Annotated in this window: 20 protein-coding genes; 10 read left to right on the top strand and 10 right to left on the bottom strand. The window is 45.1% G+C overall.

Features of this window, described 5'->3' with window-relative positions; genetic code table 11:
• Positions 1 to 19: 19 nt before the first annotated feature.
• On the top strand, positions 20 to 460 hold the full coding sequence (locus HW988_RS08285) for a hypothetical protein (protein WP_181607134.1): 441 nt from the start codon (positions 20 to 22) through the stop codon (positions 458 to 460).
• Here the strand turns inward: HW988_RS08285 and HW988_RS08280 are convergent.
• The 8 genes from HW988_RS08280 to queA all read right to left on the bottom strand — a co-directional run bounded on the left by HW988_RS08280 (position 457) and on the right by queA (position 8721).
• Positions 457 to 1026, bottom strand: a complete 570-nt coding sequence (locus tag HW988_RS08280) for a DUF366 family protein (RefSeq protein WP_181607132.1) — start codon at positions 1024 to 1026, stop codon at positions 457 to 459. The two genes, HW988_RS08285 and HW988_RS08280, sit on opposite strands and share 4 nt — an antisense overlap.
• A 5-nt stretch (positions 1027 to 1031) precedes the next feature.
• Positions 1032 to 1727: a 7-cyano-7-deazaguanine synthase QueC gene (gene queC / locus HW988_RS08275; RefSeq protein ID WP_181607130.1), complete on the bottom strand. Its 696-nt coding sequence runs from the start codon at positions 1725 to 1727 to the stop codon at positions 1032 to 1034.
• A complete protein-coding gene (gene recJ, locus HW988_RS08270) occupies positions 1724 to 3451 on the bottom strand; it encodes a single-stranded-DNA-specific exonuclease RecJ (protein ID WP_181607676.1) in 1728 nt (575 codons plus the stop codon). The genes queC and recJ overlap by 4 nt, the downstream gene beginning before the upstream one ends.
• Positions 3452 to 3495: 44 nt before the next feature.
• On the bottom strand, positions 3496 to 4449 hold the full coding sequence (gene secF / locus HW988_RS08265; protein WP_181607129.1) for a protein translocase subunit SecF: 954 nt from the start codon (positions 4447 to 4449) through the stop codon (positions 3496 to 3498).
• Positions 4450 to 4462: 13 nt separating this feature from the next.
• Positions 4463 to 6151, bottom strand: a complete 1689-nt coding sequence (secD, locus tag HW988_RS08260; RefSeq protein ID WP_181607127.1) for a protein translocase subunit SecD — start codon at positions 6149 to 6151, stop codon at positions 4463 to 4465.
• Positions 6151 to 6492, bottom strand: coding sequence for a preprotein translocase subunit YajC (gene yajC / locus HW988_RS08255; protein ID WP_168196612.1), 342 nt, complete (start codon positions 6490 to 6492; stop codon positions 6151 to 6153). The genes secD and yajC overlap by 1 nt, the downstream gene beginning before the upstream one ends.
• 64 nt (positions 6493 to 6556) lie before the next feature.
• A complete protein-coding gene (gene tgt / locus HW988_RS08250) occupies positions 6557 to 7708 on the bottom strand; it encodes a tRNA guanosine(34) transglycosylase Tgt (protein WP_255490276.1) in 1152 nt (383 codons plus the stop codon).
• Between the two features lie 2 nt (positions 7709 to 7710).
• Entirely contained in the window at positions 7711 to 8721 is a 1011-nt protein-coding gene (queA, locus tag HW988_RS08245; RefSeq protein WP_181607125.1) for a tRNA preQ1(34) S-adenosylmethionine ribosyltransferase-isomerase QueA, read from the bottom strand.
• Between the two features lie 150 nt (positions 8722 to 8871).
• Between queA and HW988_RS08240 the strand changes: the two genes are divergently transcribed.
• The 3 genes from HW988_RS08240 to HW988_RS08230 are packed head-to-tail and all read left to right on the top strand — an operon-like array spanning position 8872 to position 10959.
• Positions 8872 to 9345: a hypothetical protein gene (locus HW988_RS08240; protein WP_181607124.1), complete on the top strand. Its 474-nt coding sequence runs from the start codon at positions 8872 to 8874 to the stop codon at positions 9343 to 9345.
• Between the two features lie 58 nt (positions 9346 to 9403).
• Positions 9404 to 10543 carry a hypothetical protein gene (locus tag HW988_RS08235; RefSeq protein WP_181607122.1) on the top strand — a complete coding sequence of 380 codons (1140 nt, stop codon included), beginning with the start codon at positions 9404 to 9406 and terminating at the stop codon, positions 10541 to 10543.
• A gap of 35 nt (positions 10544 to 10578) precedes the next feature.
• Positions 10579 to 10959, top strand: a complete 381-nt coding sequence (locus tag HW988_RS08230) for a hypothetical protein (RefSeq protein ID WP_181607121.1) — start codon at positions 10579 to 10581, stop codon at positions 10957 to 10959.
• Between the two features lie 17 nt (positions 10960 to 10976).
• Here HW988_RS08230 and HW988_RS08225 read toward each other — a convergent pair whose 3' ends face one another.
• Entirely contained in the window at positions 10977 to 11162 is a 186-nt protein-coding gene (locus HW988_RS08225; protein WP_181607120.1) for a hypothetical protein, read from the bottom strand.
• Positions 11163 to 11388: 226 nt separating this feature from the next.
• Between HW988_RS08225 and HW988_RS08220 the strand changes: the two genes are divergently transcribed.
• The 6 genes from HW988_RS08220 (at position 11389) to HW988_RS08195 (ending at position 19594) form a co-directional block, all read left to right on the top strand.
• Positions 11389 to 13893, top strand: a complete 2505-nt coding sequence (locus HW988_RS08220; RefSeq protein ID WP_181607118.1) for a hypothetical protein — start codon at positions 11389 to 11391, stop codon at positions 13891 to 13893.
• Between the two features lies 1 nt (position 13894).
• Positions 13895 to 14365 carry a prepilin-type N-terminal cleavage/methylation domain-containing protein gene (locus tag HW988_RS08215; RefSeq protein ID WP_181607117.1) on the top strand — a complete coding sequence of 157 codons (471 nt, stop codon included), beginning with the start codon at positions 13895 to 13897 and terminating at the stop codon, positions 14363 to 14365.
• Positions 14329 to 15366 carry a type II secretion system protein gene (locus HW988_RS08210; RefSeq protein WP_181607115.1) on the top strand — a complete coding sequence of 346 codons (1038 nt, stop codon included), beginning with the start codon at positions 14329 to 14331 and terminating at the stop codon, positions 15364 to 15366. The genes HW988_RS08215 and HW988_RS08210 overlap by 37 nt, the downstream gene beginning before the upstream one ends.
• Positions 15363 to 16571, top strand: a complete 1209-nt coding sequence (locus HW988_RS08205) for a hypothetical protein (protein WP_181607113.1) — start codon at positions 15363 to 15365, stop codon at positions 16569 to 16571. The genes HW988_RS08210 and HW988_RS08205 overlap by 4 nt, the downstream gene beginning before the upstream one ends.
• Positions 16572 to 16601: 30 nt before the next feature.
• Positions 16602 to 17420: a hypothetical protein gene (locus HW988_RS08200; protein ID WP_181607112.1), complete on the top strand. Its 819-nt coding sequence runs from the start codon at positions 16602 to 16604 to the stop codon at positions 17418 to 17420.
• 77 nt (positions 17421 to 17497) lie between these two features.
• Positions 17498 to 19594 carry a hypothetical protein gene (locus tag HW988_RS08195; protein ID WP_181607110.1) on the top strand — a complete coding sequence of 699 codons (2097 nt, stop codon included), beginning with the start codon at positions 17498 to 17500 and terminating at the stop codon, positions 19592 to 19594.
• On the opposite strand, the gene HW988_RS08190 is transcribed toward HW988_RS08195, so the two are convergent.
• Entirely contained in the window at positions 19591 to 21834 is a 2244-nt protein-coding gene (locus tag HW988_RS08190; RefSeq protein WP_181607109.1) for a fused MFS/spermidine synthase, read from the bottom strand. The genes HW988_RS08195 and HW988_RS08190 overlap by 4 nt on opposite strands.
• Between the last annotated feature and the right edge of the window lie 12 nt (positions 21835 to 21846).

The raw sequence follows: 21846 nt of genomic DNA, 5'->3' as shown, positions 1-21846 counted from the left end.
ATTGGATAAGGAGCCTGCCATGATTTATAAAACCCTTCTTACAATTGCCTTAGCCTTCTCCCCTCTTTTAGTCCTTGCCCACGGCGAAGAGAATCCTGGGCCCAATGGCGGGCATCTTAAAATGCCAGGGCCTTTTCACACCGAACTTGAAATCGACTCAGTACAAGGCGCGCATATTTTTCTATTAGACATGGAGTTTAAAAATCCTACGATTCAAAACTCCTCTGTAACTGCGAAGTTCCATGAAAAAGGAAGCGCAAAAGTGATCGATTACAAATGCGGAATCATGGGTGGGAACCATTTTCATTGCGTGCCACAAGGAAAAATCTCAGGCAAAGGCCAGCTTAAAATCAAAGCTGTTCGTGAAAATGCTGTGGGTAATGAAGTCGTCTATGATCTACCTTTAAAAAAATTCACCAAGACCACGGGTGTCCCAGCGGTAGATCATTCTCGACACTAAGGAACGGGGCGAACTTTTTGAGTCGCCGTAACAATCGTCTCGTATTCTTTTTTGAACAAAGTCATGAGATCTTCCGCAGTTCTGCGGGGATCGACTTTCCAGTCATTCAGGCAAGCTGTTTTCACCGGCGTGCCTTCATTCGTGATGTTCATCGCAAAATGAACCATCGTGGAAACCGGTGAGCGTGTGGCGATACTGATGGAAAGTTTGCGATCTCCCCAATAGATGTCGTCACCATCACGGATAAGTGTTTCAGTTTTTAAGGCACTCCCCGCATGGGCCTGCATATAATCGCGGGCAATCGATGCAAACAGTCGTTGCAACGCCACTCCGCTGAACAGATCACGATCGAATACTTCAATAATAAAGTGAAGCATCTCATCGCCAGCAATCACGGCATTCGCAAGTAAATCCTCACCGTCTACCATGTGTGAAAAGGGAATATCACAACGCCCCATCCAGGAAATAATGGAGGGCCCCAAAACACCGTGGTCCAGATAAGCGAACAAGGAATGAAGCTGACTGCCATCGTAAGCGAATTTTTTTTCAATAAAATGCATTTCCATGGCAATTACTCCTTAAAGAGGTTTTTCACGTCAACATTTGCCGAGGCAAAGGCGCGCTTTGCACGCTTACAAGATTCACACTGCCCGCACCACTCGTCGCCGGCGAAATAACATGGCCACGTCAATTCCCAAGGAACATCCAGTCCCTGCCCTAAAAGGACGATCGCAGGTTTATTTAAGTGAGCCGTGTAACAACCCACTGTGACTTTATTGGAAGTGGAAAACGAAAAGGCATGAGTAGAAGCTTTTAGGAAATCAATAGAGTTATCAGGGAATGTCGCGGCTTCTTCAGCATTGAATCCCGGAATCACAGAGTCTGCTCCCAAAGCTTCCGCGTAGGCCGCGGCAATATTCAGAAAAATCCCGTTGCGATTTGGAACCCAGACGGACTTTGCAGATTCGGCTGATTTTTCCATATTATCGATTTCAACATCACTGCCCGTGGGAACTTTTTGATCTTCAACCAACAAAGAGGACTTGTTAAATTCCTTAAACCAAGTCACATCCAAAACTTTATGGGGCACACCTAAGAATTTCGCAATTTTAGCAGACTGTTCGATTTCTTTCTTTGCAGCCTTTTGACCATAATTAAAAGTCAAAGCCAGCACCACTTCGTGATGGTGCTTGATCGCTTCAAAAATATTAACAGTCGAGTCTAAGCCCGACGACAAAAGGACAACGACTTTTTTCTTATTCTTCATGACATGGCCTTCAGATCACGAATCAGGATTTGAATTGTTTTTTGCCCAGCAAAGTAATTCCACTGAAGCTCCCCTAAGATATCATAAAAACCCGGCACCGTGTGCAAAGTTTCCACCTGACGAGGAGTCGGTGTAAATAACAGGGCTTCCATCGTCGCGTTGCTATCAGGATCAAACAACTTTAAGCGCAGATGACCACCCTTAAGCTCACGCTTAGATAAAATCTGAATATTCGAAAAATGAATTAATGGGATCGCAAACCCCGCCCCAAAAGGACCGACAAAATCATACCACTTCATCAGGCTAGCGCTGACTTCCGGAAGACTTGCTTGAACATCGTAAAAGATTTCTAATGGCTTCGGCTTTTCGCGAAGATCCGAAAAATGCCCACTCAAGCGATCTACAAACTGAGCGACTTTCGTCTCTGCGATTTCAAACCCCGCAGCCGCCGAGTGACCACCAAAACGACTCATCAACTCTGCAGCCGAACCCATCGCTTCGACCAGACAAGCTTCCTGGCCTTGTGGCAAACGAGCGGATCCGACGATCATACCGTCTGTCCCCACTGAACCGACAAAAGCTGGCTTGTTATAAACTTGAGTCAGCTTCGTTGCGATCAAACCCACCACCCCGCGATGGAAGTTTGGAGATGCCACAAATACAAAGTCTTTATGTGGCCACTCTTTAAGTAATTCTTGAGCTTCTGTTTCCGCATCACTTTGGAGCTGAACCCGCGTCGAGTTGTTCTTCATCACCTGACGAACCATGTCGCGAGCTTTAGAAACGTCGTCTAATAGAAAGATATCAATCGGAAGAATCCCCGATTCCATTCTGGAAAGAGCATTTAATTTGGGAGCAAAACGGATTGCCACATCTTGGCTGGTTAATGCACGATCTTGCAAATCCAACTCTTCAAGTAGTGCTCGAAGTCCGGCTCTTTTCGTCTCGGCAAGTTTAACCAGACCGTGTTTTACCAACACGCGATTATCGTCAACCAATGGGACCATGTCGGTCAAAGTACCGATCGTAAAGTAATCTAAGACTTCTTTTAAATCCCATTTGCTTTTAGGTAGTTCTGCGTGATCGTGAAAGTATCTTTTTAATCCACGAAGCAGATAAAAAGCAACACCCGCGCCACACAAATAACCTAAACCACTTTCACAAGTTCCCTGATTGGGATTAATGATGACGTAGGCTTGAGGTAAAGTCTCCGCCGGCAAGTGATGGTCCGTTAGGATCACATCCACACCTAGCTCGCGAGCCTTATCGATCGCCGCATGAGCCGTGATACCCACGTCAACGGTGATAATCAAAGACACACCCTGGGACTTTAGCTCCTCAACCGCTGCCGCATGAAAGCCGTAACCTTCAGACAAACGTTTGGGCTGATAATGCAAAACTTCAGTAAAACCTAAAGCCTGCATCCCGGTTTTTAAAAGCGCGAGCCCTGAAGTACCATCCAAATCAAAATCCGCATAAATGCAGATTTTTTCCTTATTCAGATAAGCTTGGCCCAGACGCTCCAGTGCTTGAGACATCCCCTTTAACAAAAGAGGATCTTTCAAATCCACGAGCTTTGGAAATAACAGCTTTTCAACCTCTTGGGGTTGAGTGAATCCACGCGCAGCCAAGAGCTTACCAATCAAGGACGGCCATTGCCCCTCGACTTTTGAAGGTGTTGCCACCTCGGTATCTGACTCTCTTAACTTCCACAATGGATTCACAAATTCTCCAAGCACAAAGGCCCCTTTTGGGGGCCTTTAAGTTTTTAAGCTTTAGCTGTTTTCTTCCCCGTCAATTTATCCATCATCAAGACAATTGGAGCTGCCACGTAAATAGATGAGTAAGTACCGAACACGATACCCACACAGATCGCAAATGCGATATCACCAACTGTACCACCCGAGAACAACCACAAGCACAATGCTGATGTGAATACTGTTCCGGAAGTCATCAATGTACGGTGTAACATGTCGTTAATCGCTTTATTGATGATGAAGCCGTAGCCTTTGTCATGGTAATGCGAATCTGTTTCACGAATACGGTCAAACACGACGATCGTGTCATTCAGCGAGTAACCGATCAATGTTAGAATTGCCGCCAAGATAGGTACGTTCACTTCTTTACCCACAGCTACGAAGATCGCCAAAGTGATCACTGCATCATGGAACAAGCAGAATACGGCACCTGGTGCGTATTTATAGTCAAAGCGAAGACCAACATAGATCAAGATCACAAGCAAGCAATAGAATACCGCCAGCAATCCGTTACGTTTCAACTCCGCACCCACCTGAGGACCTACTGTATCAACACGTCGGATTTCAGGATTGTTTGCAGCAAAAGTTTTAAGGACGATATCCTTAATTTTCGCGATATCTGCATTCAAGATTTCATTCGTCTCTTTATCGGAAGCACCCTGCTTACCTTGGAAACGGATGATGTATTCGTCGTTATCACCGAAAGATTGAACACCGACTTCACCCAGGTGCAATTCATCTACAGATTTACGAACCTGATCGATAGTCACACCTTTATCGAATTTGACCTGGAACTCGGTACCGCCCTTAAAGTCGATACCGTAGTTGATGCCTTTTACGCCCAAGTAAACCAAAGAAAGAACCACCAACAAAACTGAGATACCCGCGAACAGGTTTACTTTACCGATAAAGTCGTATTTGCCAGAAGATTCAGTTGCCATTGTTTTTGTATTATTATTAGCCATTTTACTACCGATCCTAGATTGACAACTTTTTCACGTTAAATTTGTAAACCAATTGATCCACGATCACTTTGGAGAAGAATACGTTTGCAAACAATGTTGTCACGATACCAATCAACAAGTTCACCGCGAAACCACGCACTGGCCCCGTACCGAAATACAAAAGAACAACCGCAGTTGCACCAGTCGTTACGTTGGAGTCGATGATCGCAGACATCGCACGGTTGTAGCCTTCTTTAATCGCCACTTTCAAACTGTGTCCCGCCGCCAATTCTTCTTTGATACGTTCGTTGATCAGAACGTTCGCATCCACCGCAAAACCCACCGTCAAGGCAATCGCAGCAATACCCGGAAGAGTCAAAGTTGCGCCGAATGAAGTAAGCAGTGCCAAAACACCCAATACGTTCACTGCCAAAGCAACGGTCGCCACAACGCCCATTCCTTTATAATACATAAGCATAAATAGAATGATCAAAGCCGCACCAATATAGGCACCCAATTTAGCTTTATTGATGGAGTCAGCTCCCAAAGTAGGACCTACACGACGTTCTTCCAACTGCTCCAAAGATGCAGGCAATGCACCGGCACGAAGAGCTGTTGAAATCATTTTCGCTTCATCCATCATTTGGTTGCGGTCACGACCGCCACCCAATGTGATAGTCGCAGATCCACCACCAATACGCTCACGAATACTTGGAGCTGATTTGATGACTTTATCCAAAACGATCGCCATTTGTTTGCCCGCGTTTGCACCCGTCAGGTCACTGAACTTAGTTGCACCCGCAGAGTTGAAACGAAGAGTAACCATCGGAGCGCCGTATTGGTCATAACCAACAGAAGCGTCATCCAAAGCTGAACCCGTTAGATCCGTATCTGTTTTTAGAAGATACGGAACCGCACCAGCTTCCATTGTTGCTGCATTCGAAGATTTTTCGAAGTACACCACAGACTTTTCAGGCAATTTGCCTTTAAGGTCGTTATTGATACGAGTTACGTAGTCAGAATACTTCATGCCTTCCAATTTATAACCGCCAGCTTTTTCAGCTTCAGCAATCAAAACTTGAAGTTCTTGTGGAGTTTTTTCGTGAGACACGATCATGAAATCAAGTTTCGCAGTTGTATTGATCAACTGTTTTGCTTTTTCAGCATCGGCCATACCTGGCAACTGAACCAGGATACGATTTGCACCTTGTTGAGAGATTGAAGGCTCCGCTACACCGAACTCATCGATACGGTTACGGATCGTTTCAATCGCCTGCTGGATCACGCGATTTTTATAGTCATTCAAATACGCATCGAAATAACGATAAGTCGCTGTTGTATCCGTCGTACCAACCTCTTGCAGGTCTGCAGGATGTTTATCAGCCATGTATTTAAGGACTTTAGCTTTGTCTCCCGCTGCAAAATGCAGAGTCAACTCGCCTGATTCAGGCTTTTCAGATTTAACATCAGTCAATGCGATGTTATCTTTCGCAGTGTCTGCTTTAATTGATGCCATCAAACGAGTCGTGGATTCTTTCACCACGCCATCAACGTCAACACCCATTACAAGATGCAAACCACCTTGAATGTCCAAGCCATAGTTCATTTTTTGCTTAGATGGCCACCATGAATTGCCGAAACTAACGATATTCGGCATAAACCATACGAGAGCCAATACGATACCAGCGGCCGCGCCGATGGTTCTCCAACGTAGTCCTTCCATTATTTCTTTTCCTCTGTTGCTGCTTTCTGAGTTGTCGCGATTTGTGTACGAAGCATTTTAACTTTCACGCCATCCGCGATCTCTACAGTCACGAATTGGTCAGTGATGCCTTCAAGACGACCCAAAATACCAGAAGACGTGATGACTTCGTCACCGCGTTTAAGTTCAGTCAAAAACTTCTGATGTTCTTTTTGGCGTTTTGATTGAGGGCGGATAATAAGGAAATAGAAAATAACGAAGATAAAGATGAATGGTACAAACATCTCAAGAGTAGATGGTTGGCCGCCTGCTGCTGGAGCAGATTGCGCGAATGCTGCATTAACTAGTAGTCTGAATAACATGATTCCTCCAATGATGACGCTAAAATTCAGCATTATTCCATGGAAGAATCAATAGTTATGTCAGTTACGCTTTCTTTACGAAACGCGTTAAGCAGTCGTCACGGAACGCTGCCCAACGGCCTTCTGCGATCGCCTCACGAGCCTTTTCCATCAATTTCATATAGAAATGGATGTTGTGAATCGTGTTCAAACGAGAGCCTAATATTTCACCACTTAAGAACATGTGACGAAGATACGCTTTCGTATAGTTCGTGCATGTGTAGCAATCACACTCTGGATCCAGCGGAGAAGGGTCTTCTTTGTACTCGCTGCGCTTGATGCTGACTTTACCCTGCCACGTGAAGATCGTCCCATTACGTGCTACTCGCGTAGGCATGACGCAGTCAAACATGTCGATGCCCGAATCGATTGCAATAATTAAATCTGTTGGCGTTCCCACACCCATCAAATAACGCGGCTTATTGGCCGGCATTTTGGGTGCGACGTGCGGCAAAAGTTCATGCATCAAATGAATCGGCTCACCGACTGAAAAACCACCCAATGCATATCCCGGCAAATCAACAGAGGTGATTTGTTCCAGAGATTTCAAACGGTGCTCCAAGCTCAGACCACCCTGGATGATCCCGAAAAGAAGACTTTCTTTACGAGTCATTGCTTCTTTAGAGCGAAGCAACCAGCGGTAAGTCAAAGCCATGGATTTATCGATTTGCTCATCAGTTGCCGGATATTGAAGGCATTCATCAAAAGCCATGATGATATCCGAACCCAAATCCATTTGGATTTCCATACTCTTTTCAGGAGAAATGAAATGTTTCGCGCCATCCAGATGCGAGCGGAACTCCACCCCTTCCTCGCTCATGTTGCGAAGTTTAGACAAAGAGAAAACCTGGAAACCACCGGAATCCGTAAGAATAGGCCCGTGCCAGTTCATGAATTTATGAAGACCGCCCATTTTTTTAACGGTCTTTTCGCCCGGGCGAAGATGCAAATGGTAAGTGTTACCCAAGACAACTTGAGTGCCGCACTCTTTCAACTCTTCCGGAGTCATAGCTTTTACTGTGGCTTTAGTTCCCACGGCCATGAACACGGGAGTTTGTACGGGACCGTGTGCGGTCATCAAGGTGGCGCGACGAGCGTTACCTTCAGTCTTGTGAACTGTGAACTCGCCCAATTTCATTTCATTTTTTGTTTCAGTCATCGTTTTACCATCTAGCATAATCAATCCACCCAAACCGTGAGATCGCCATAAGAAAAGAGTCGGAACTTTCTCTCAATAGCCCATAAGTAGCAAGTTTTTACTGTTTCTAAAGACGAAAATCCCGAAACCAACGCAAGCAACGTCGACTCTGGTTGATGGAAATTCGTAAGAAGACGCTGCACGACTTTAAATTTGTATCCTGGCTGAATCAAAAGCTTGGTAAAGCCGCGAAAGCCTTCGGCCGCTGAACCTTGAAGCAGTCCCCCGGCAGCGCTTTCTAATGAGCGTGTCGTGGTGGTCCCCAGGGACCAGATAAGATTTCCCGCTTCGCGCGCGGCTTGAATTTTTTGCCAGCTTTGCGCCGAGATCTCGACGTACTCTTCATGCATGTCGTGATCGTTTAAATCTTCAGCCGTCACCGGCAGAAATGTGCCTAAACCCACATGCAGAGTCACTTCGACAATTTGCACACCTTGAGTGCGCAATTGATCGATATCAGATTTCGAAAAATGGAGACTTGCCGTGGGAGCTGCAAAGCTTCCCGGCTCTTTAGCCCATGCCGTTTGATACCACGATTCGTCTGCATCCACTGTGTGACGTTCGTTACGAGCTTTTTGAATATACGGAGGCAACGGCAATTCTGCGACCCTCTGGAAATAATCTTCCGTGACGGCTTGATTCAAAGTCACCGTTTGTGGACGGCCCTTTTCTTTCAAAGTCATGGTGACTCCCAAAGGAAGCTCCAGGGACTGTCCGATTTTATATTTTTTGGAAGGAAACAGAACTTCCCACTCGAGTTCAGAGTTTTGTTTTAAAAATAGAATTTCAACATCACCGGAAAACACACGACGTTTAAGCACACGGGTGTTATTCACCACCAACACATCGCCGGCGCTCATTTTACCCAACAGCTCCCCAAGTGTAATCTCGCGGGGCTGATTGTTTTCGACCCACATCACCCGGGACGGACGTTGTGGACTGGTCGCCACCAGCTCTTCGGGGTATGTAAAAACGAGGTCTGTGATTTTCATAGGGGGCTTTCTTACCACAGCTCCCCCCGGGAATGAAGCTCGGGGAGTAACTTTTACCTGTCAAAAACCTAGGATTTTCGATACTTATTTCCCTTCAGGCTCTCCGAAATTGCTAAAAGCCCCCTTCTTTGAGAAAGTCCGGGGAATCTCATGAAAATATTTAAAAATTGGATCCTTATTCTTATTTCTAGCCTGACCCTGCCCTTTGCTGCCAAAGCAAGCGGCTTGGACTGCCCGATTTCTAATAACTCCTGTGAGTTTTATCGTTGCATGGAACAGGAACAGCCTTGTGGTAAAAAAGGTTATTGGCAGAATTTTGGAATTCCTTACTGCGAACTTTTCGTGAAAGATGAATCCAAATTTAAAATTTCAAGTCAGTTGTGGCTGCAAGATGTTCGCTTGTGTTTGCAGGAACGACTTCGTGACACTGTTGAGGGCTTGCAGTGTGGCGACATTAAAACCAAAGCCATTGATGATCATGTGAGCTGCTATGTGGACACAGGTTTTTGTCAGCTTCCATTTAATGAACAATTTAAAATCATGTGGTACTTAAAAGGCGCGCTTCGCGACCTACAAACTTGGCGTGAAGCAGAGCTGCTTCGTCGCGCTTGTCAAATACCATAGCATCGCCGGTAGATTCCTAAACTAAGCCTCGTTACCATGACCCTTTTAGGAGCTCATGATGACGAGATGGATCTCTGCCCTCTTACTCTTTTTTCTGCCTTCTTTCTTATGGGCCGGCGAATCTTTGCGTGGCCTGCGTGTCGATCCCTCCTACTTTTACGAATTGTATCCCCATCTTTCAGCTGCCGAAATTGCGCAAAAAGTGATTTCTCGAGCGCAAGAAGCCCATGTAAATACATTGTTCGTCTATGCCTATGTTTCAAATCATGGAGCCTTCTATCCGACCGAGTATCCTTTGACGGAAGTTGAAACTCATTTTGGCGAAAAAAATATTTTTCAGGAACTGTACAGCTTGGCTCGTGCCAATCACTTTAACGTCGTCGCCGTCGTTTCTCTTACCGACTATCAAACTGTTTGGGAGGCTCGCCCCGAGTGGCGCTCAAAAAACAGTTTGGGTCACGATTATAAACCGATGCCGCAAACGTATTTTCTTTCGGCCTGGCATCCCGAGTACCGCGCGTGGCTGAAAGGATTTTTGCAGGATCTCGTTGCACGTTTTCCTGGGCTGTATGCTGTCGAGGCCGTCGAACCCACTGTCGATTGCTACTGGCGAGGGGAAGCCGACTTTAATTCTGAAGCGAATAAAGCATATTTTGCGCGATTTCCCTATGGGAAATTAGGTGATGATAACTGGAAAAAGGTGCGTGCCTTAGGTGTCACTGAACTTTTAGGAATGATGGCTGATATCAGCCATGCACAAAATATCCAGGCCGGCGTGGTGCAAACTTGGCCTGCAGAATCCGCAGGACATCTTTTTACTTCTGAAAAAATGCGCGATGCAGTGGGTTTTGATTTGGATGAAATCTTGAGTTTAAAAAATCAGCAGAAAATTGATTTCATCGTGGGTGAACTGCTGTGGCAGCAGTGGCGCGCGGAATATGGAACTCCCGTATTTACTCCAGAATGGACTTTACCGGCCTCGAAAGATTTCGAAGCTCTTGTAGCGGGCCGAAGTGATTCCATCATTCACATTGAAATCTCGCCTTGGCGCGGGCAACACAGCACCGTCACTCCGAATCTGGAGGAGTTTCAACAAAGTTTGCAGGTCATCTCAAAAAATGTTCCACATATTGATGTGTATGACTTCAGCCAGATTGAAAATCGCAGCGCGTGGGATGAATTAGCTGTGTGGAAGTAGTTGAGCTTACAGATAATTCACGTTAGTCTTTGCTCATGAACATAAAACAACTCTTGAAAAACACCTTGGTGATTTCATTTTCAGCATTATTTTGCGTGACGGCTTTGGCGCAAGAAACTACGCCTCCTGCAACTCCACCAGCAGAATCTGCATCCGCCTCACCAACAGAACCTGTCACGGGCTACCAAGGAATGCTTCCCTACATTCAGGAAAACGCCGCGATCCGCAAAGAAGCGAAAAAGAAATACGGCGCCGAAAAATCCCGCAAAAAATCCAAAAAATCGCATAGCAAAACAGCTTCCAAAAAGAAGAATCGCTCCAGTGCCAGCGTGAAAAAATCGACCGGAAAAAAAGCGAAATCCACGAAAAAGAAAAGCCCTGGCACTGGTTCTGTCACCGGCCAAGGCTCTCCATAAAGTTTATTTATACAGAATTATTGTCGGCGGCTCGTGCTAGGGTTCTTCTCCCCGCTGGACTGATTTTCACTGTGTGTTTCCCCTTGAACATCTGATGAGTGATCCATCTGTTTGTTATGCGCAGCTCTTCGCTGTTCCTTGATGTTTCCATCATAACGTTTGCTGGTCTGACTAAATCCTTTTCCTTTGTTATGGCGAGACATAGGGACCTCCCTTTTGTATGGTTTCTTTAGACTACCAAGGAAGCTCTCTCGAGGAACCGACCTCAAGACCGGAATATGAATACTTATTCGCAATCCTCAGATGGCATATGGCACACCTGAAAATATTATGTCTCAATCTCAGACAAGACCGTCAATTTTTTTTGGCAGCGTTTACTCACATAAGGGAACAATTCTGCCGATATTAATATGGAACAAAGGGGATTGTTTGAACCAGCAAAGTGCGTTTCATAAGCGATTGTTGCGCTCGCAACAGGGCTCCGTGCTCCTCACCACATTGATTGGTGGGGTGGTGATTTGCATTATGTTCTTCGCCTCCATCGCTTATATCGAAAGTCAGGCAAAAGTTCTAAACAAGGCGGCTACTAAAACGGATCACCGTGTCGTGTTGGACGGGGTTTACTCTTATACAGTGAATGCGATTAAACAGAGCTGGTGCTTATCGCCTAACTGGTCGCAGGATATGAACTGCAATCTGACGAGCTCGGGATATACGCAACGTCTGTTGCTTTCAGATGAAACTCTTTTATTCATTAAAAACTCAGAGACTCCACATCCTGAACCATTGGCAAGCACTCGCCTGATGAATATCACGGGAAATATTAATTTCAGCACTTTGACGAACAGCCATCCGCTTTATTCGGTTGTCACACCGATTATTGATGAGTTTGAATCCGCAAAAATCACCATCGATCGTGATTCGACGGCGATCTCCGCTGTACGCGGTCGCGAAGTGCCGTTGCGAATTACTGTGTTCTTAAAACACAAGACGAACCCCGAGTTGAATCAAACTTTGACTTCCAGAAATATCGTCTACCCGCGTGAGCTTACTTACTTCGCTTTGATAGTTTCAAACAACTTGAATTTAGCCTCTGGGACGAACGATGCGGGTACGGGCAATATTCGTCTTGATAATATCAATGTTCAAAATTCCAACGGCGGACTTCGCTTTGAAAGTCCCGTCTTTATCAATGGCGATCTAAGCCTTCCTCCAAGCAATACCACGCCTGCGATGAATAACATTGTCTTTGTCGACAAAGTTGTTCTGGGTGGCGGAACTATCAAAATGGACAACGCCCCCTACATCGTTAAAACTGCCGGTGGTGATGGGTATATGTACAATTATAGCATGCCTAATTTTTCAGGTATGTTGGGTGGATTTGAGCTGGATGCTACACGTGATACGGGTCTTGATTACTTATTTAATATCATTAAGGCCAGCGAAAGCATCTTCGATGTTCAGAAAATGTGTCGCAAGCGTATCATGGCATCCTATGACTTGAATCAAACAGCCTCGGCTCAATTATGGGTGCGACCGACGCTATCGCAAACGAACTCTGCCGTTGTTCAATTTAACCTAGGTAACATTGATAACTTCATCGAACAGGGTGATGTTGATGGTTATAGCTCGGTAACCAACGTCCCGGGCGTTCTTGCAAATGCTGCGGTGACAGTGGCACAAGGTACTCCCATCATGAAGGCCAAAGTTTATTACAATGGTTTGCAAGGTCCGACGGGAAGTCGTGGGATTTACTATACTGAGTTTTACATTCACCGCGAGGGACAAGTGACTCTCTATCCTTCCGGCATGGGTGGTGCATCGATTGTCATTCAATCCACTCCTCTGGTTGTAGCGGGTCGTCAGCAGTTCAACCAAGTAGACCTTAAGTTCACATTCAATGGTGAAGTGAACCTGGCACCTTATTCAAATGGCGCCGCAAACAATAACGTTAAATCTGCCCCAAGTATTAAATTTCTTTTTGAAGCTTACGATTATGGTTATCTGGACGGAAAAAACCTGCGCCAAAATACCACCAGTGAATTCTATAAAAAAACAAATGGCGTGAATTTTACCAAGGTCGGAAGTGCCATGGTACTGACTGGTACACTTCCAGATGGTTCCACCCCTGCGAAATGGGTGAACTATTCGGGCATGGCTGGAGCGGACGATCCGCAATACCCGATGCCGAATGAAGCTGGGTACGACCAACTGCACCGCCCTCCAGAAGCTGCGCAGAATTTGGCCGAATTTGATGATCGCTGTTTTGCATCGCCTGATCCGGGCGACGCTGGATCAGACTATTCAGCTTTTCCCGCGGCAAAATGGAATACGGATTTCTCTGAACAGGCGCGCCATGCTTGGAAGTTCAACCCCGCCTATGCGAACAACAATGATCCGGGATACAATGAAGGAACCGTGAACCTTTCGGGCGGTAAATTCCGCACGGATTCATTGGTAGCAAACTGTGTGATTACCCAGGATCAAACTTTTATCACGGGCTTTTTTGTCTGTGAAAGACTGACAATCAACCAGCGTACGCAGCCACTGCGTATCATTGGTACAATTATCACGAATCAGCTAAATATCCACCCGACTGCCTACACCGCAGGAATTCGTTGGAGCAGTATCTATCAGCCACAAGCCGTCCAAGAACTTATTAATGCAAAGATCCTGGGCCAGGATAAAGCTGGTAACTACTTAGGTTGTTCTAATGCGACACTTGCCCCTCTGTGGCAGTCGAATATTGGTATTAACGACCGATATCAGCATTGGATCTGTAACCCCGTGAGCTTAAGAACTTCGGATCCATTCAAGTGGACAACGGTAGACCCGGATTGCGGAATCGTTTCTGCTAAAGACTCTATAGTAAAATGTAAAAAACAAACCAATCGCTTCTTAATCAAAGAAGTTAGCCGCGGAAAGGGTTTATAGTATGAAGCTCGGTAATCGCGGTTTCACAATGATAGAGTTGTTAGCGGCTGTCGCAATCGGTATTATCGTCAGCTACTCGACTTATTACTATATCAGCTACATTGCGGGTATGACATCACAACTAAAACTATCGCGTGTTGCGAACGACAATGTTCAGGCGATCGTTGAAAGCATTCGCTTTAATCTTTCTATGTATCAAGTGACCTTCGAAACCAATGTCAAAAAGGAAGAGGCTTTGCTGGCAGCAGACAAACTTCCCTACGGAATTTCGAATGGTAATTTAATTCCAAGAGCTCAATGTGCAAAAGATGGCTGTCAGGCCTATTTTGGTTACGTTATCATCCCGAGTTTGTTCGTACGTAATCTTTATCAGGTCGACATTAAAATTACCCTGGCAAGTCAGAACATCCTTGCTAACAAATGGAAGGAGGATCAGTGGAAAAAGTACACTTATTTCATCACTGTAAAATAGCGAAGCACAATCCTCTTCTCAATAAGCGTGGGATGACTGTTACGGAATTAATGGTTGTCGTTGGCTTAATTGGCGTTGTGGCCCTGGGCAATGCCAAATTTATTGCTGACTTTACGACGGCATTGAAAAAACAAACTGCACGCTCTGAAGGCGAAGCCGATCTTTCAACTTTAAATATCGCAACCGTCAACATTCTTAAGAAATCCGCGGCGAGCTTTAACAAGCTTTCCTTGACCGACGATACCGGCAAAAACTTTTATGACTACTATCCTGATGTGCCATTCTCCACTTTAAGCAAAGCGAATATCGCAGAAAGAAAGTTAACTTTAACCGCAGGCAAATATTTCTACCTGCTGCAGACAGAAGAAGACCAGTTCGACTCTTTGGTCTTTGACCCTATGTTTGCTTATAAAAATGCAGGGAATTCCCCTGATCTAATGAACAACGGATCTATTCAATATGTAGGTTTGAATTCCGTTGCTAATGTAACCGGTACTGCCGGCGGCCCTAACGCTGGTACAATGACCAAGGTTTTCTCAAACCGCTGGGCAGACGGAAAACTATTCTTGCTCTCCTGTCCGACTTACCTGCGTCCGCTAAACAGTGCTGGGGGAATTAATATTCTAACGGCACCTCGTTTTGCATCTTATCTGGGGCGCGTTGCAGGCGACGATTTGATTCCTATGACGACAGCTCTCGCCTCGGTGAACTTTCAAAATACGCATCCAGTTACAAACGCAAGCTATAACAATGCTGACATTTTTCTGAGAACGCTTCCTCCAGTGGGTGGTGCGGCTCCCTTTGTCAAAGTTGAGCCAGTCAACTTATCACGATTGACGATTAGACTTAATGCGCAGACTAGTAAAAATGAATTGGTTTTTCAAATATATCAACAAGGACAATATGTTGATAAAAATGTGCTCCTCTCAGACCTGAAGTCTGCCACTTTCGTTCGTAAATCAGTGACACTTCCGCTTATTAGCATGGAGGTCATCAGATGACACCTAGATTCCTAACTGCACTCCTTACGATGAGTTCCTTGATAAGTTCAACTGCGTTTGCCGCGGATACTAAAGCTGCCACGACAAGTGTTCTGCCTTTTACGGGTCCGAATCTAAATGACGTGGTCTTGGATTCGCAATTGGTAGTAAACGGCTCCAGCGGGGCCATTACTACACTCGATATTTATGTCAGCTGCTTCGGGACCAATCTTCGTTCCGTGCCGAATCCAATCTCTGAATATTCACAGCTGTTTGCGAATCTCAAATACTTGACCGTGAGTGGCGCTTACAAACAAGTTGAGATCAAATTTCCAGCGACGGCGACCATGAATACGTATGGCGCTGGTGCCGCGCAAAACATAACAGATAATACGGTAGTCAATGGCGATGCAAAGGTTCACTTGAATGCGTCACTAAAAGGCAACCTGATTCGTATCAACCTATCCGAAGCAAAAACCATCCCCGTTGACGTTTTGGCTTCGGGAACCGATTTCACCAAACTTTCAGAGTTTGCAGTTAAATCTGAGTTCATTAAAGACGTCAGTTTCAGACAGGAAGTGGCAACCACTCCTTCTCAATTCATGGCCTTTAATGGTCCAGTTACTGCTTCCAATCAATGGTATGTCTCTGAAAACGGAAAAACGTTAACTATGCTTGCGTCTTTTCCTGGTGAAAACAAGTTCTGTGGCGGTTATTTCTCCCCTATCGTACTGAAGTTCGAGGACGACAGCCTTCCCGTTGTGGATAAGACTTCTTATTTCCCGCTGTTTGAAGGGACTCCTCATAAGATCTCTTGGCCGTCATTTAAGAGCGAGACCTATCTATTAGTGTATGACGCGAATAAAAATGGAAAAGTTGACGCTGGGTCGGAGCTCTTTGGCGACATCAATAACTACCAGGATGGCTTCAAAAACCTTCAGGCTTATGACAGCAATAACGATGGAGTCATTGACGTGAAAGATCCGATCTGGGCTCATCTCCGCCTTTGGAGAGACTCCAATCACGACGGCAAAAGCGCTGCAAAGGAAATAAAAACTCTTAAAGACATGGGCGTAGAATCCATTTCCTTAAAGTACGAAAACACCACGCAGGACCTAAACAATCATGCTAAGGTGGTCGGCCCGGGCGAGTTTACTTACCGAAATAAAAAAGGCGACATTAAGAAAGGCCGCGTCTGGGATATTTTTCTTAAAATTGTTCCCTAATTGAGATAGCATTTTTTCTGGGAGGATTCCATGAAAAGGCAAACTCATTTTAAATTAGCATCCGGTGTTTTGCTGTTATTCGTAATTGCAGTGATTTCAGAAACAGGTTTTTCACGGGTAAAATCGGGAAACCGGTATGAATATCGCTACCAACAAGACACTCCGGCAACGACGTCTTCAACAACGAAAAATGAGCCGGTGGCACCGACTTCCCCAGTGAACACTGGTAGTGGTAATGCTAACTGTCGCGACTCCGTACTGTTGCTGAACACCGTGTTTGATAGCCCTAACGACTTAGGGAAATCTCGTTTGACAGTGGGTCGCTTGAACAATGGCCAAGCAGCCAATTTCGATTGCACGGCTGCCCAACCAACCATGAGAAATATGGACGGATATCCCACGACAGCTGGCACCCTGAATATACGATGCGTAAATGGTACGACTATCCTTGAATCTGCGAATTGTGTTGCCAAAACCGCGGCCCAAGCCCGCGCGGAAGAAGAAGCGAGACTAGCCGAGGAAAAACGCAAAGCCGAGGAAGCTGCAAGACTCGCCGAAGAAAAACGTAAAGCTGAAGAAGCGGAAGCGGCGCGAATCGCTGAGGAGAAAAGGAAAAAAGAGGAAGAGGAAAAAAGAAATCCGACTTGCTCAGGATGTTCAGCGACGCCGACTTGTACGGAAAGTAATTACGTGCAAACGACTAAGAACTCAGGTTATACAACGTCTACAAGATATTACGCCTGCACGAATGGCAACAGTTTGTACTCATTCTCTGCACCAGGCAGATCAAGTTCTGGTTGCGTTGCTGGGAAAAGGGTCTGCTCTTCATCATCAGGTTCTAATAAGTAATGTTTTTGAGTTTCGTAGCCCTGGTCTCAGGGCTACTCAATTTATCATCTCAAATCCTTTATCAAAAGATCGTCTCAATGACCTTGGGCGATCTTTATATTACATTCTTATTAGTCACCCTGACTTTCATTACCGGAACTGCACTGGGAAGCCTGCTTAGTGCGAAAGTCCGTCGCTTTTTACCTTGGGTTGAAATTCTGACGGGGATTTACAACCTCTGTTTATTCCTGGCACTTTCTTTAGACTTTTACAAAATCCAACTTCCACAATACGTGGTTGTTCTGGGGCTATTGATACCGGCGATATCACTGGGCATCCAACTTCCTCTTTACAGTTACTACCTACGCCAAATCCGCTTTAATTTTATCTATGGCCTTTATCATGGCGGAGCCATCATAGGTCTGTTGGCTTTTGAAATTTATTTTACTTACGGGCTCTCTGTTAAAGCTTCCTTATTGGCGCTCTCGTTAGCTCAAATCGGCCTCGGAGCGGTCTTGGTGTTCTTGTTGAATCACGATATATTTCACCTTGATCAGAGTCCCGCAGGAGCGTGGAAAAAACTTCTATCCAAAAAATTCCTGGTTATTCCGATCTCGGTCTTTCTAATTTCCATATTGAGCTCATATCAAGTTTTTTGGGCATTAAAAACCCAAGTGTTTTTAACTGAAGCATTTCGCCTGCACGCCACTTTAATTTCGGCAGCCGTGTTCTTTTGGATGACGATTGCTGGATTCAGCGAAAAACATCTGCAAAATGCCTCCCGGACGTTCTGGTTTTTTGCCTGGGCAGCGGCAATACTAGTTCTGCAGGCAAGCTTTTCAACACTCCCCCCCTTTATTAGCGAGAATTTTACGGGCGAGCTGCCCAACTATTTTATTTGGTCTTCCGTTCAGGCACTTTGCTTAACACTCCCTGTTTTCGCATCCAGTCTGGTTTTCATCAAAAGCACTCAAGAATTATCTGTTCATTTTGCAGTCGATCAGGCTAGCGGATACTTGAATGCGATCGCGTGCCTGGGGAATATTTTGGGGATGGTGCTTGCTGCCTTTATGGCCCCGTACCTATGGACGAATTTCTATTTTTCCATCGCTTTATCGATAGCGATTGTCGCCATTATGATTCTTACCTATTTCGACAAAAAGTACGTCTCGACATCCTGGGGCTTCGCGGCTCTTATTGTTTTTGCATTCTTCGCATTTCAAAAAGACCAGGCTTCGGGATTATTCAACAATCGCTTCGTTAAGCAAATCAGACCGGCCACTATCAATTCACAGATATTCTCGGAAGCCTTTTCATCGATTGCCGTGATGGAAGACCCCGTTACGGATGACCAAGTATCACATCACTACATCATTGATGGACATCGTTCACACATTATCGACAGGGGCACAGAAAATTTAATCGGACTGTATGCACGAAGATACTTTCCCGATACTTTAAAAAAATCCGCCGTCATCGGAGTAGGCACCGGACAGACTTCCTGGGGTGTCACTGCAATCAGCGAGCACACAGATTTGATTGAAATATCCCCGACTGTTTTGAGAAATCTGAAGGTCTTTAAAGAATACAATAATGATCTTGCAAACAATGCCCACACATCCATTCATCTGATCGATGGAATGTCGTATTTAAGAAACTGCCCTGTTGAAAGCTATGATTTAATAGTCAACACGGCAACCTACCCAGGAAACTTCAATGCAGCGAAACTGTATACTCTTGAATTTATCGAACTGGTGAAAAACTGCCTGAAGCCAAATGGTGTCTATCAAACCTATTTCGACGGCTCAACCGTTCACAACACTGAACAATTGGCGGACTTCCTAGCTCCCATTCAAGCTCACTTTAAACATATCGACATTATCGCGGGATACTACCCCATCCTGATTGCCTACAATGAAAACCGCACCTTAACTGCGGGCCCCATGGAATCGTTTCTTCGTGAAGGTGATGCCCATTTTTACAATGAAACTTTAAAGAAAAAACCCATTTTCAATCTTAAGTGCAATACAATTTACCGAGACATTCCACTTTACGTAGGTGGCAAGATGAACACTCTGGATCGTGCCGTTTTGGAAGCGACTTCGATCCGTAATATTATTCAAAATATCTACCAACGAGACGAATATATATTTGCGGAATACTCAGGCCTACCCCGCTCCCAAGAATGTTTTTAATAATCCTTCGGATAAGTTAATAAGAGATCCGAAAAACGAGTCCGACTGGATTCAACCAAAAGATTATCATCCGTTATTAACTTCCAAGGACCAGGCACTTCACGCTGCACGTATTCCACCCAACCACGAGCCACCGATTCAGCTAATGCGAAGTCAGAGTTTTTCTCTAGAGAAGCCCCATCCCAGCTCCCAATCGGCAACAAGGGCTTCACTCTTTGCAATGAGGCCTCAGACCACTCCGGCAACGGAGTTTCGCTTGCGATGACGATCAAGCCATCATAGGAATATCCTGGCATAATCCGGTAATAAGGAAATGAAGAGCTCAAGGTATGAAGCAGGGAAACTAGATCTCGATTCGCCCCAAAAATAAGCTGGGCATAAATACCCCCAGGTTTTAAATGTCCACGCACGATCTTGTAAAATTCCCGAGACATCAAATATGTGGTACCCGGCCCATAGGGATCAACATTCACAGTGATGATATCCCATTTTCTGTCTGAGAGAGCGATAAAACTTCGGCCATCATCAGCGACGTTCTCTACCCGAGGGTCTTGCAGATAAGAATTATCTTTAAACGTCAAGGCACTTTGGGCCCTCATCACCAAAGGCAGGATATCAACACTGGTTATTTTTTTGATATCCGGAATACGACTGAATGCTTCAGTTGTAATTCCGTACCCCATGCCTACAACCAGAACGTCATTTATATCTTTCGCAAAAGCCGTCGGAAATAACGCCAAACTTCGCTGTACTGTTGAGGTCTCACCAAATCCATAAGGAGCCACTAAGGATGTATAGTTGTGAAACATGGCCCAGCGATCCATTTTGTTTTTTTCATTCTGAATTAAAGGAATGACATTCAAATACCCAAACTCATCCTCGGACTCAAACAGTGCCGTGCTTGTCGGATTTAGACTTGTGGAACGAGTCCCAATAAAACCTATCAACAAAATTGAAACAATGACTGAAGAAATCCGCGCGGGTCCACGTACAAACAATAATGTTCCAATCAAGCCTAAACTCAATAGCGTTATATAAAGCAGTTTTAAACTTCCAATCGTTCCCAACCAGGAAAACAAAAGATAGGTCGTCAAAAGACTGCCCAACACAGATGCAAATGTATTGATATAAACCGCGTGCGACAGACTGCGCGTTTTTTGTAAAGCTGTTTTCATTCCCGTTTGAATCACCTTAAGCGACAACGGAAAACAAAGCCCCAGAACAAAACCAGGAAGAACGGCAATAAATATCAAAACTGCAAAATAAACAGCTTTGATTGTTTTCGCATAGGGATGGTCTAAATCAACTCCCTGAGCAATCCCTGAAGGTAAAAAAATGAATCCCAGGGCTGCAAACACACCGGTTAAGCGCAGAATAAACAAGACCGCTTTCAACTGCATCTCAGAAGAGAGTTTCGAAAGCTTAGGACTCAGGAATGCTCCGGCAGCCAAGGTCAACAAAAGGACTGCAAGGACCAGCGTGTGCACATACACACGACCACCCAAAAACAAATGTGCCAGTCGAAACCAAATTTGCTCTAAACTCAAAACAAAAAAACCACTTAAAGCACTCAATGACATGGCCCAAACTTTTAGTTTGCCCGGAGAAAACGCCCCGGTTTCAGCTGATGGCATGTTTCCATCTATTTTATTTTCCGCCCTCGAAGTAAAAGTGTACTTTTCTTTAAAAAATAAAACGGCCGCAAGAAGATTGAGAACAAATCCAAAAATCAAAGTTCCAGAAAGTCCGAAATTATAAATAAGAATAACATATGAGCTCAATGCCCCAAAGGCTCCCCCCAGACAATTCGCTGCATAAAGCCATTGATGTTCTTTAGGGGATGAAAATTTATAACTCATGAACGGGTAAGAAAGTCCCATCAAGAAAGTCGCCGGAAAAATAAAAATTCCAGACATAATAAAATGATTCAGAAGTTTCGGCAAAGGACTGCTTTTCAAGACATGCGCCAACCCTTCATGGGCGCCAAATAAAAACAGCGCTCCAACCCCGATCACCACGACAATCGCAATTTCACAAAGAGAATACAGAGGGATCTGTTTTTTAGAATCTCGCTGCAAAAATTTTGGAGCAGCCGCCGTGCCCAATCCAAGACCCAGCATAAAATGAGCGATCACGCAGGAAATCGAGAGCGTGGTCCCCCCTAACAAGGAAGAAAACAGGCGAATCCAAAGAACCTGATAAAGAAGTCCCGAAAAACCAGTCAGGAACATGGCAATCATACCCAGTCTGAA

Source organism: Bdellovibrio sp. KM01, assembly GCF_013752535.1.
In the GTDB taxonomy this organism is placed as follows: Bacteria; Bdellovibrionota; Bdellovibrionia; order Bdellovibrionales; family Bdellovibrionaceae; genus Bdellovibrio.
Note: the sequence above shows the minus strand (reverse complement) of the source record. Positions and strands in the feature narration are given on the sequence as shown.

Coding starts and splice junctions, on each gene's coding strand:
- tgt (WP_255490276.1), bottom strand. CDS start 7,708: ATGCTAGATGGTAAAACGATGACTGAAACAAAAAATGAAATGAAATTG.
- HW988_RS08240 (WP_181607124.1), top strand. CDS start 8,872: ATGAAAATATTTAAAAATTGGATCCTTATTCTTATTTCTAGCCTGACC.
- HW988_RS08190 (WP_181607109.1), bottom strand. CDS start 21,834: ATGATTGCCATGTTCCTGACTGGTTTTTCGGGACTTCTTTATCAGGTT.
- queC (WP_181607130.1), bottom strand. CDS start 1,727: ATGAAGAATAAGAAAAAAGTCGTTGTCCTTTTGTCGTCGGGCTTAGAC.
- HW988_RS08235 (WP_181607122.1), top strand. CDS start 9,404: ATGACGAGATGGATCTCTGCCCTCTTACTCTTTTTTCTGCCTTCTTTC.
- HW988_RS08200 (WP_181607112.1), top strand. CDS start 16,602: ATGAAAAGGCAAACTCATTTTAAATTAGCATCCGGTGTTTTGCTGTTA.
- secF (WP_181607129.1), bottom strand. CDS start 4,449: ATGGCTAATAATAATACAAAAACAATGGCAACTGAATCTTCTGGCAAA.
- HW988_RS08230 (WP_181607121.1), top strand. CDS start 10,579: ATGAACATAAAACAACTCTTGAAAAACACCTTGGTGATTTCATTTTCA.
- HW988_RS08205 (WP_181607113.1), top strand. CDS start 15,363: ATGACACCTAGATTCCTAACTGCACTCCTTACGATGAGTTCCTTGATA.
- HW988_RS08225 (WP_181607120.1), bottom strand. CDS start 11,162: ATGTCTCGCCATAACAAAGGAAAAGGATTTAGTCAGACCAGCAAACGT.
- yajC (WP_168196612.1), bottom strand. CDS start 6,492: ATGTTATTCAGACTACTAGTTAATGCAGCATTCGCGCAATCTGCTCCA.
- HW988_RS08195 (WP_181607110.1), top strand. CDS start 17,498: ATGACCTTGGGCGATCTTTATATTACATTCTTATTAGTCACCCTGACT.
- HW988_RS08285 (WP_181607134.1), top strand. CDS start 20: ATGATTTATAAAACCCTTCTTACAATTGCCTTAGCCTTCTCCCCTCTT.
- secD (WP_181607127.1), bottom strand. CDS start 6,151: ATGGAAGGACTACGTTGGAGAACCATCGGCGCGGCCGCTGGTATCGTA.
- HW988_RS08215 (WP_181607117.1), top strand. CDS start 13,895: ATGAAGCTCGGTAATCGCGGTTTCACAATGATAGAGTTGTTAGCGGCT.
- queA (WP_181607125.1), bottom strand. CDS start 8,721: ATGAAAATCACAGACCTCGTTTTTACATACCCCGAAGAGCTGGTGGCG.
- HW988_RS08280 (WP_181607132.1), bottom strand. CDS start 1,026: ATGGAAATGCATTTTATTGAAAAAAAATTCGCTTACGATGGCAGTCAG.